This window comes from Nocardia higoensis NBRC 100133 (assembly GCF_000308595.1).
Taxonomy (GTDB): domain Bacteria; phylum Actinomycetota; class Actinomycetes; order Mycobacteriales; family Mycobacteriaceae; genus Nocardia; species Nocardia higoensis.
The window spans coordinates 1-9787 of the sequence record NZ_BAGA01000110.1; the positions used below are offsets into that span (position 1 = coordinate 1).

Below are 9787 nucleotides of genomic sequence, written 5' to 3' on the forward strand. Positions count from 1 at the left end.
GCACGAGACTCGATGTGCCCGCGCCGATCGCGGGGCTCATCCCCGCGTGCGCGGGGAGCACCTGTGGATCGTATTGGCGCTGACGTGGTGCGCGGGCTCATCCCCGCGTGCGCGGGGAGCACTCCCGGCCACGAGCCCGCCCGCACCGCCGCCGGGGCTCATCCCCGCGTGCGCGGGGAGCACGCATGGTGCTCAGCCATCGCGATTGGGTCGAGGGGCTCATCCCCGCGTGCGCGGGGAGCACTTGGGCGGCCTGGTTGGGTTTGCTGGCCTGGTGGGCTCATCCCCGCGTGCGCGGGGAGCACACTTGTTGACCTGCATGTTTGCAACGAGTTTGGCTGTTTTTCATTCACTTTCGTCGGACTGCGACGCAGGCTTCCGCCGCGCAGCACGATGATAGCGGCTGGCTTTGCTCCACCCAGCTCGTGCGCCGCCGGCCTTCACGTCGGCGGTGTGGGGGCGGCGCATGAGGTGGATTCCGTCGAAGTCGACGGGTTGCCAGTCGTGGCGGTGCACTTTGAAAGCGAGTCGTTGTTCGCCTCGGGTGCTGTGGATCATGATGGCGCGGCCGTCTTTACAGAGTTCGACAACCCGGTCCCAGGCAAGCTCACGTACACGGGCACTGGCAATTCCGACGAAGACGCCGGGACTGATCTCGAGGAACCATCGGGTCAGGTGGCCGCGCAGGCCTGCGGGGCAGGCGCTGAGGACGAGCACTACCACGGCACTTCTTCTTCGTCGCTGTAGGAGATACCGCCTGCGACATTGCCTTTGCGATCCCAGAGCTCGACGATGTCGGTGTCCCATTCGGCGGCGCCGTCGGATTCCTCCGGCAGCAGCAGCGCATAGACGTCTGCGCAGCAGCGCTCGAGCAACCGTCCTGCGTGAACGGCGTCACGGACGGCTCGACGAGTCACCGATGGGATGTCGTCACCGCCTTCGGCGGCGGCATCGAAGGCGGCCGGTATGGCGAAGTCGGCCTTGTAGAGGTCGGCGAGGTCGAAAACGAACGAGCGTTCGTGGCCGGTGTGGACGAAACCGAGTCCGGGCGTGCAACCGAGGGCGACGACGACGGCGTGCACGATGCCGTAGAGGCAGGTGGTGGCCGCGGACAGTGCTTGGTTGATCGGGTCGGCGGCGCCGAAATCGCTGGGATCGTAATCGCGTCGGCTCCATTCGATTCCGACACGTTCGGCGTGCATGCGATACAGGCGACGCACACGTGCTCCTTCGCGGCCGCGAAGTTGCTGCATGGTGAGTGCCGATACGTCCTCGCCGGGAAACCTCATCTCGTACATGGTTCGAGCCACCCGTAGCCTGGCGGTCTGGTTGGTGACGGCGGTGGCCTGCGCTTCGAGAAGTCGGGAGCTGCGGGCTAGGCTGCGTCCGTGGGCGTAGTAACGAACCCCGCGCTCCCCCACCCAGACCGCGGTGGAGCCGCTGTCGGCGAGCAACATCATCGCTTGGTGCGTGACGCGGGTGCCAGGCCCCAGCAGCAGGGCACCGATGGTCGCGGCGGGGATGTGGACGACGCCGCGCTCATCGGTTGCCGTGATGGCGTTTCCGTCACGGTGCACGACGGAACGCTCCAGATAGATGAACGACAGCCGGTCGCGGGCCCGGACCAGTTCACCGATGCGTATCGGGCGCGCTGAGGGAATGTCGCTCATGCGGGTGGAGCCAACGTCATCAGCCCACACCCATAGCCTTTTGCCCTCCCGATGCCGTTGGCCAGTGCGCGCCGCAAGGCCTGTGGATCAATAACTTCCAGCGTGCCTTCGTAGGTGGCGGTGGACACGGTGACCGTGGCCGGGCCGCGCCGGAACCGCAATGTCGATCGGTCGATGATCCGCACGTCCGGCTCGTCCCCGTCGGGGTTTCGGCACAGTCCGAGCCGGAAGCCGTTTGCCTCCGTCCGCTTCGTCAGCCATGTCAGCTGATCTTCTTCGGTGAGACCGTTGCGTTTTCCACGCGCCAGTGCGACACCCTCCCCTCGATCCACAGCCGCCCGCACCGGATTCGCCGTCAACCGGAAATGCCACTGCTGCCCCGTGGTGAGATTGTCGAGCAGTGGCAGATATTTCCGCGAAGTCCACGCGGTGGTGGTGGGCCAGCCGGCCTGCTCCACGACATGGGTGAAGTCGGGCTCGGCCGGGCTCACGACATACAGATCGACCGCGTGGTCGCGGCGATCGATGCGCCACAGCACTCGGCCTTCTCGGCTGGCCGCCGTGTCGTCTTCTGGCGGAAAGGCTGCCATGACAGCCGCGTGAGCGACCTGCGGTGAGGACAGCAGTTTCCGGGTTCCGGCCCGTGCAGGGTTCAGCGGCACGCGTGACAGGAACATCATTCGCCTCCCAATGCGGCCATCGGCTGGTGCTCGCTGCGCCCGTCCGGATTCTCCACGGTCGTGAAGTCCTCCACGACTGTTCGCCAGCCGTATTCGCGGCGGGCCGGGTCGAAGCTCAACGGCAGATCGCGGACTCGTTCCCGCAATTGCTCGGCGGGATCGGCGTCGAGCAGATCTCGATAGATGGGCAGGCGCACGCGCCGGTATTGCGAACGCCGATACCATTTCGCCGCCTGCCATTCCGCGTCGCGCAACGCGTTTTCGAGCGGGTCTTCGATCGGCGCGGCGATGATGAGGGGCTCCGCCGCCGGGCATGAGCGGCGCCCGAGATAGAGCGGAAAAGCGGGGCGGCGCAACGCGTCCTGAATCCCTTCGAGCAATCCACGATCACCTTCGATCGCCGCGAGAAAGACAGCGTCGGCAAGGTAGTAGCGCTGGGACAGAGGAAAGTTACGGGTTTTGTCGATACTGAGCGCTACCTGGAAATCACGCACCAACCGCCCCGGTTGATCGACGCGCACCCCGAATGCGAGCCCTTGCAGAGCATCTTCGATCGGGTCCGTGCGGCGCTTGCCCTGGGCTGCGGCGATCAATCCGAGGATGCCGCTCTTCGACGGGTATTGCTGGGTCTCCCGCCGCGCGAAACGACTGGCCACCCCCCACGACTGCAAGGGCGCGGCCAGTCTCAGCAGCAGGACGGTCACGACAACCCCAGAGTTGCGCGCACCTGATCGACCACACCATCGACCGCCGTAGCGAACGGGACCGGGGTTGCGATCTCGGCGAGGATATCGGCGCCTTCACCGGTGCTGACCACGAAGTTGGTCGTCTCCTCCCCGCCGAACGCCGATTCGATCCCCTGATACCGGGTCACGAGGGCCTTTGCCGCGGTGGTGGCGCGGGCCGCGCCGATGTCCTGGACCGGCTCCTCGAATGCCCCTACCAAATTGATGGGCTGGTCGGTGCGCAGGCTGATGACCACCGCGTCGGGCAAGGTCCGGTTGGCGAAGGTGTTCTGCTTGCCGGTGGGCATGGAACGCACGAACGCTTTGAGGAAAGTCTCGACCGCGTGCACGGTCGCGGACTTGTCGCCCAGGTTCTTTTCGAGCATTTCCACGTTCACCGTGGCATATCGGTAGAGGGTGGACGAGTTGTATTCGACGACGCCGATCATTCCGGCGCCGGCGTTGTCGTCGGGGGCGCGGTCGTCTACGGCTGTGAAGTAGTCGAATTCGTTGTTCACGCCGTGCACGCTGATCGCATGGGCGACTTGCGCGGCAGCGTCGACGCTCAGATCGGCCGAGTCGGCCACCATGCGGCCGAACAGTGCCACATCGATACTGTCCGAGCCTCTGGCGGCCGCCTTCGCAACGGCCTTGTCGATCTTGGTGCCGCCATCGGCGTCGACGGCGAGCTGGGCCAGGCGGTCGATCTGCGTGGCGCTGAGGAACAGAAGGTACTTCGACTGCTCGACCAAGTCCTCTTCGACATCCTTGCGCTTCTTCGGCTTCTCCAGAACGATCCCTGCGTCCTTGAGCACCTGGGTCGCCGCCGCGAGACGCTTTTCGGTATCGGCGATGCGGTTGTCGATCCGCTCCGCGACGAGTTCGACCACACGCTTCGTGCGCACGCCGAGGGTCGTCGGGTCGACCAGGGCACGGAACTCGGTGCGAGTCGCGCGCTTCCATGCCTGGCTCGACACACGGGCACGGCGGACGCCACCGTAGACAGCGGTCTTCGGGCTGCCGGTGTCGTCACGGTTGATATTGCTCGGCGGCACGGTCTGCAGGACGTGGACGTCGATGAACATTCTGGTCACTGCTGGACTCCTTCGGTGTTGTCGGCTGCATCCGCTGCGGGCTTACGGTGGTAATCCCTGCCCCACGCCAGCAGGACTCGGTCGGTGTAGGTGCCGTCGTCGAGGCGGGCGAGATCCACGGCGAGACGGGCGTAGTCGAGGGGGATGCCTTGGCTGCGCATCTGGGTGATCAGGCCGCGCAGGTGGATCAGCCGGGCGTCGTGGTCGCCGGCGGTACCGAGGGCGTGGAAGCGGGCGCGCACGGCTTCGATCGAGCCGAGGTTTCTGCCGAGCGTGGCGACGGCGGCTCCGACGGTCGGCCCGGAACGATGCATCCGCTCGCTGCGCGACTGCTGATGCAGCGCGTGCAGGGTGATCGCGTGGTGGGCGGCTCGCTCCCACACGGTGGCGGCGCCGTCGCGCTCATCCCGCGACATGATGTCGCGTGTGGCGACCAGGTCCGGCAGACCGGCCAGGGTCAGTTCGCACAGTGCCGGGTCCGCTCCGGGCTTGCTCGCAACACCACGTCGCAACCGCGCCATCGCCGCGAGAGCCTCGCTGTCACCGTTGCGGTACCGATCCTGCAGAGCTGCCACTTTGGCGCGGACATGATCGGCGAGGGCGGTTTCGCGATCAGAACGCGACGGCGACGAGTTCGTCATTCGCTGTCTCCTCCTTTACGGGTTCGGTCGTCTCGGTGGTGAACGCGGACGGGAGATTCATGCGTAGCTTGTGGTAGAAGCGGCCGTCGGCGATGCTCGCGTCCAACCATCTCTCCCGCACCACCCTTCCGACCCAAGCAGGTTGTCCCGCAGTGGAAATCAGCTCCGATCCCAACTTGCGGATAATCCGATACACCGTCTGTTCCCAACTGCTCGCCGCAGCGTCATTGTCGAACTCGAGTGGATCGAGTTCGCGTAGCCAGCGCCGGTACGGGGCTTCCAGAGCGAAGAAGCCTTCCTCGCGGACGCGGGCCCGGGCACCATCGGTCTCACCGCCTGCCGCTGCGGCCAGGTCGCCGGCCAAGTTGCCCAACGCGTCGACCACCGCTTCGGCCGTTCGCACCGCGCTCACCGCGCACTGCCGAAGCTGCGGGTCCGGTGCGAGCAGCGCGGCAGGAAATCCGATGGCGTCGTCGACAACCTCGCCGACGACGGACTGATTGTTGACGTACTGCATCCCCACCGCGTGCAGCCGGACCGGCTGGTCGGCGGGCAACGCCTGCTCGGCAAGCAATTTCCCCGCCCACTCGACTACACCGGGAGCAATGCCCCGGCCGTTCACCGGTGCCGCACTGGCGATGTCGTCCAGCAGTGAACGCAACCCTCGCCACAACGACTTGTCGGGGTCGTGAGTGAGTGGGTAATGCCGCGGCTCGCCGGCCTTCTTCGACTGGATCTCACTGAACCGCCACGCCGTCATGGGCTCGAGCAGATGACGGTTGAACGGCTCCAACGCATCGCCATTGCACAAAACGATGCCCGTTACTTCACTGTCGGAACCGACGAGCCGGACCCGCCGGCTCTGCCAGGTGAACAAGTCCACGGGACCGCGCGGGTTCGGGTCTGCGACCACTTTCGAGCTGCCGGGCGCGCCGCGCTCCCGCACCCCCGGCCCGTACACATCGCGCTCCCAGGGCGGCAGATCGTCTCGCGCGAAGGGGTTTCCGTTCATGTCGGCGAGCACCAGATTCAGCAACAGTGTGCGACGCAGATCGCCACCTTCGAGATACACCCCGCCCAGGCAGCCCGTCCACGCAACACCGATCGGATATCCGCGGCCGCCCTTGACACGAACGTCACCGTCGGCGCCGGTCTTGATGCCGGACGGGTCGAACGCGTGAACGTGTACCAGCCACCGGGCCGCCTCGGCGAATCCGATCCGCTCGATCGCCTGGCCCGCGCGGGTCGTGAAGTACTTGGCACCGTTGGGAACGTCGGCGATGACCTTGTCCAGCGAACTCACCGCGTCCTTGCCCGACCGCAAGCCCGGCACTTGGAAGAACGGCATCTGCGGATGGAACAGATCGAAACGATCGCGATGGGTGTCGAGGTAGCGGTCGATGTCCTCGCCCGGCCATTCGTCCCACAGCTCCGCCCAGGTCCGCAGCGGGTTGGTCACGCGATGGGCGACGCTGCGATACACGATCGCCAGAAGCAGGCGCAGGATCGCGAACTCTTGGGTCGGCATCTCGCCGCCCAGAGCCGCGAGTTCGTGCGCCCGGCCGAGTACCTCGCGGATCGAGAGTTGGTGAACTCGACCGGCGTGGTCGGTCGCCGGAATCCACGGTTCCTCGAGCAGGTCGAAGGATCGGCCGGTAGCCGGCTCCCGGGATGTCGTCTCTGATGTCGCAGTCATTGCCCTTCCTCAGCCGAGGTAACCAGGAGTCCACGTCGAATGTCGTAGACCAGGCGGTACCCGGCCACTTCGGCTCGGTATTTCTCGTCGAGTTCCAGCACGAGTTCGCCTTTGAGCCAATGCGATTCCTGCCAGCCCGGATACCAGTTGTTCTCGAGAACACGGATGACTCTGTCGGTGTTGCCGTATCGCGACAGGAAGGCCGGCAGGCGAATCGTGCTCGCGGCGACCTGCTTGGCGAGCTTCGCCGGGGGCGCTGTCTCGGTGGGGATGAGGCACCCCTCGGCCCCCGGGGTGTCGCCGAGTGTGTGCAGGGCCTCGCCGATCCGCTGGACGACAATCGCTTCGATGCTGTCTTCGGCATCACGAACCTGCGCTTGGCCGCCCGCACCTTCGGCGTCGGGCACCGCTGCTGTCAGCCAATCCATCAATGTGCGGTTCATGCTGTCGGGGCCGGCCAGAAGATACGACTGCGCCTTCACTCGCTGGTTCTCGATGAAGGCGTGCCACTGTGTGTCGGCTGCCTCGACCGCGTCCCCCCAGGCCGCAGGCACAACGATGTCCTCTGTGTAAGCGCATGACACCAGCTCCGGCACATCCGCCGGGACGGTCACCGCCGTCCGCGCGTCGAGTACAGCGGCGGCACGCAACAGTCTCGACCCGCCGTAGATCCGCTGCGACCCGACTATCGGCTCCGGCGGCACCGCCTCCCAGTTCGCCCCTCGGATGAGGCATTTCGGACGGGCAACCCAGGTCGGCCGCATGTCACGGAGATGCCTGTGCAGACGCCCGATGCGTTGTAGCAGCAGGTCCATCGGAGCCAGATCGGTGATCAGCAGGTCGAGATCGATATCCAGCGACTGCTCGATCACCTGAGTGCCCACCACCACGAAACGGTGCGGCCGTTGAGCCTCTCCTGGTGGCCCGAGTAGCGATCTCAGCCGCGATTCCAGAGCGGCACGATGGTGGGCCACGAATCGGGAATGCACCAGCAGCACTTCGTCATCGCCGAATCCGGCCTCGATCATCGCGTCGTAGGTTTCCTGTGCGCGAGCGACGGTGTTGCACACCACGCCGATGACCCCGCCCAGCTCGCGAGACGCTTCGGAGAGCTGACGAGCCAAGCCCCCGGCATCATCACCGATCCGCTCGATCCCGATTCCGGCGATACAACGGCCCGACGGAGGGACTTCGGACCCGAACTCCGGATTCGGCCACACCGTGATCGAGGGATAGCCGCCGACCTCCTCGACCCGACCACCCCCATCACCGCGACCACGCCGGTACGCCTCCGTCAGCAATTCCCGCTGCGCAGGAGGCAACGTCGCGGACAGCAGCACTACCGGCACGCCGTAAGCGGCAAGCCATTCCAGCGTCCGGCACAGGTAGGTCGACATGTAGGAGTCCGCTGCGTGCACCTCGTCGATCACCACGACCTTGTTCGCGATCGCAAGGTGACGCAGCATCACGTGGCGCGACTTGAGCGCCGTCCTGAGCACCTGGTCGATGGTGCCCACGACGATATTGGCCAGCGGCCCCTTCTTGCCGACGAACCACTCGTGCGCGATGACATGACTGTCCGAGCAATCTGTGCCGATCGAATCGAACCCCCTACGCAATTCGGTGAACTCAGGGTTCAATGCCGCTCGCCCATGCGCCAGGAACATCGTCGCCGGCGTGTCCGGCAGGTTCGCCACCCAACGCCGGACTCGAGCGAACATCGCGTCCGAGGTCGCCATAGTCGGCAACGCGACGAACACTCCGCCGAAGCCGAACCGCTGTGCCAGGATCTCCGCGGCCGCGAGTGCCGCTTCGGTCTTGCCCTCCCCCATCGGCGCTTCGACGACCATCAATCCCGGCTCCGGTATCTCGGACGCGATCCGCACACATTCGAGTTGCAGAGGGCGCGCACGCACCGAAACAGGCCAGCCGAACCGCTGACGCACGAAATCGTGTCCGTCTGCTTCGCCGGTGACGCCGACAGCGGCAGGTTGCCACGGCCCCGGTAAGCCGAGCACTCGCCAGGCGAGCGGAGCGGCTTCGCTCGACACCCGCGCCTCGTCCAGCGGAAAAAGATCTTGATTGCTGGCGATCCAGTCGCAGACGATCACCGCAGCCGTGAGCAGACACTGCTGCGCGGGCGAGAGCGGCACCGTCCGCCAGGCATCCAGACGATCTGCCGCGCCGATTCTGTTGGTCACGAATTCCAACAGCTCACGGCGCGACTGCTCCCACTGTCCCGATCCGAGCAGATTGCGCTGCGAGCGCGCGAAATACGCCTGTCCGGTGTTGGGTGGAACCCCGTGGTGACTACCGACCACGACCGCATACGTGATCGCCGTCGCGGCGTCCCAACCCGCGTCAACGAGAAAGTCCATCACGCTGATCTGCCCAGCGAGGCCGTGCGGCAACTCGTTCCGATTCCCCAAAGCCCTGGGCATTTTCAGGCCCTTGGCGTCCATGGCGTCAGCTAGCGCAGGCATTTGACATGCGAACGCCGGAGTCAGCTTCCCGATGTCGTGCACACCCGCGAGCCAGCGCAGCAGCAACTGCCCATCCGATTCGCCGCCGGCCAGCTCCGCGGCGATCACACGACGAGTGTGCGGTGGCAGCCACAGATCCCACACCAGCTTGGCCACCTCAGCGGAATCGGCCAAATGCCTTACCAGAGAGAGGCTTCCGCCCTCCCGATCGCTTTTCGCCCAAGCCGACAGCGTTGCCCTGCTCAGCACCGAACCCCCAACTGGTCAAGTCTCGACGCGACGCACACTATGCCCTGCCACTGACATGTTCTTCGTCCGGCCGGAGCGCCATGCGCCGAGAGTAGCTATCACCGACCCTTTCCCGTGTCGTTTGAACGCACCTCAACATGGACGCTCGCGCCACGGTTTGGTCAAGTCCGCGGTAGTGGTGTTCAACGCTGAGCCCGCATTGGTGGTGTCGTGCTGTCAGACAACGCATTGGGATTATCCCCGCCTGCGCGAGGAGCACTTCGCCTCCAGCTCATGCTTTCCGTCGGCCTTGGGGGTTCATCCCCGCATGCGCGGGGACACTTCGCTTCCATCTCGTGCCGACCATCGGCCTTGGGCTCATCCCCGCATGCGCGGGGAGCACGGCATGCTCATCGGCTTGCCCGGCTTGGATGCGGGCTCATCCCCGCATGCGCGGGGAGCACCACCGGCCATATTCAGTTGTCCTTGCTATTCAGGGCTCATCCCCGCATGCGCGGGGAGCACAGACCGATGCCGAGACCGGCCGCTACCTCGCGGGGCTCATCCCCG

General features: G+C 65.7%; 8 protein-coding genes and 1 CRISPR repeat array. All 8 genes read right to left on the minus strand.

Annotation, left to right across the window (positions count from 1 at the left end; translation table 11 throughout):
* Positions 1 to 32 precede the first annotated feature (32 nt).
* Positions 33 to 305: direct repeats of the CRISPR family, unit length 29 nt; unit sequence GGGCTCATCCCCGCGTGCGCGGGGAGCAC.
* A gap of 40 nt (positions 306 to 345) precedes the next feature.
* The 8 genes from cas2e to ON26_RS19965 are packed head-to-tail and all read right to left on the minus strand — an operon-like array spanning position 346 to position 9238.
* Complete coding sequence (gene cas2e, locus ON26_RS32430; protein WP_083884224.1) at positions 346 to 723, minus strand: type I-E CRISPR-associated endoribonuclease Cas2e; 378 nt, start codon at positions 721 to 723, stop codon at positions 346 to 348.
* Entirely contained in the window at positions 717 to 1670 is a 954-nt protein-coding gene (gene cas1e / locus ON26_RS19935; protein ID WP_040797733.1) for a type I-E CRISPR-associated endonuclease Cas1e, read from the minus strand. Before cas1e ends, cas2e begins: the two co-directional genes overlap by 7 nt.
* Positions 1667 to 2350: a type I-E CRISPR-associated protein Cas6/Cse3/CasE gene (cas6e, locus tag ON26_RS19940; protein WP_245545919.1), complete on the minus strand. Its 684-nt coding sequence runs from the start codon at positions 2348 to 2350 to the stop codon at positions 1667 to 1669. The genes cas1e and cas6e overlap by 4 nt, the downstream gene beginning before the upstream one ends.
* Positions 2347 to 3054, minus strand: a complete 708-nt coding sequence (gene cas5e, locus ON26_RS19945) for a type I-E CRISPR-associated protein Cas5/CasD (RefSeq protein WP_040797735.1) — start codon at positions 3052 to 3054, stop codon at positions 2347 to 2349. The genes cas6e and cas5e overlap by 4 nt, the downstream gene beginning before the upstream one ends.
* Positions 3051 to 4160 (minus strand): type I-E CRISPR-associated protein Cas7/Cse4/CasC, encoded by a 1110-nt coding sequence (gene cas7e, locus ON26_RS19950; RefSeq protein WP_245545920.1) that lies wholly within the window; start codon positions 4158 to 4160, stop codon positions 3051 to 3053. The genes cas5e and cas7e overlap by 4 nt, the downstream gene beginning before the upstream one ends.
* Before the next feature lie 5 nt (positions 4161 to 4165).
* Complete coding sequence (gene casB, locus ON26_RS19955; protein WP_051027263.1) at positions 4166 to 4810, minus strand: type I-E CRISPR-associated protein Cse2/CasB; 645 nt, start codon at positions 4808 to 4810, stop codon at positions 4166 to 4168.
* Positions 4782 to 6506: a type I-E CRISPR-associated protein Cse1/CasA gene (gene casA, locus ON26_RS19960; protein WP_040797737.1), complete on the minus strand. Its 1725-nt coding sequence runs from the start codon at positions 6504 to 6506 to the stop codon at positions 4782 to 4784. The genes casB and casA overlap by 29 nt, the downstream gene beginning before the upstream one ends.
* Complete coding sequence (locus ON26_RS19965; protein ID WP_083884225.1) at positions 6503 to 9238, minus strand: CRISPR-associated helicase/endonuclease Cas3; 2736 nt, start codon at positions 9236 to 9238, stop codon at positions 6503 to 6505. The genes casA and ON26_RS19965 overlap by 4 nt, the downstream gene beginning before the upstream one ends.
* Positions 9239 to 9787 lie beyond the last annotated feature (549 nt).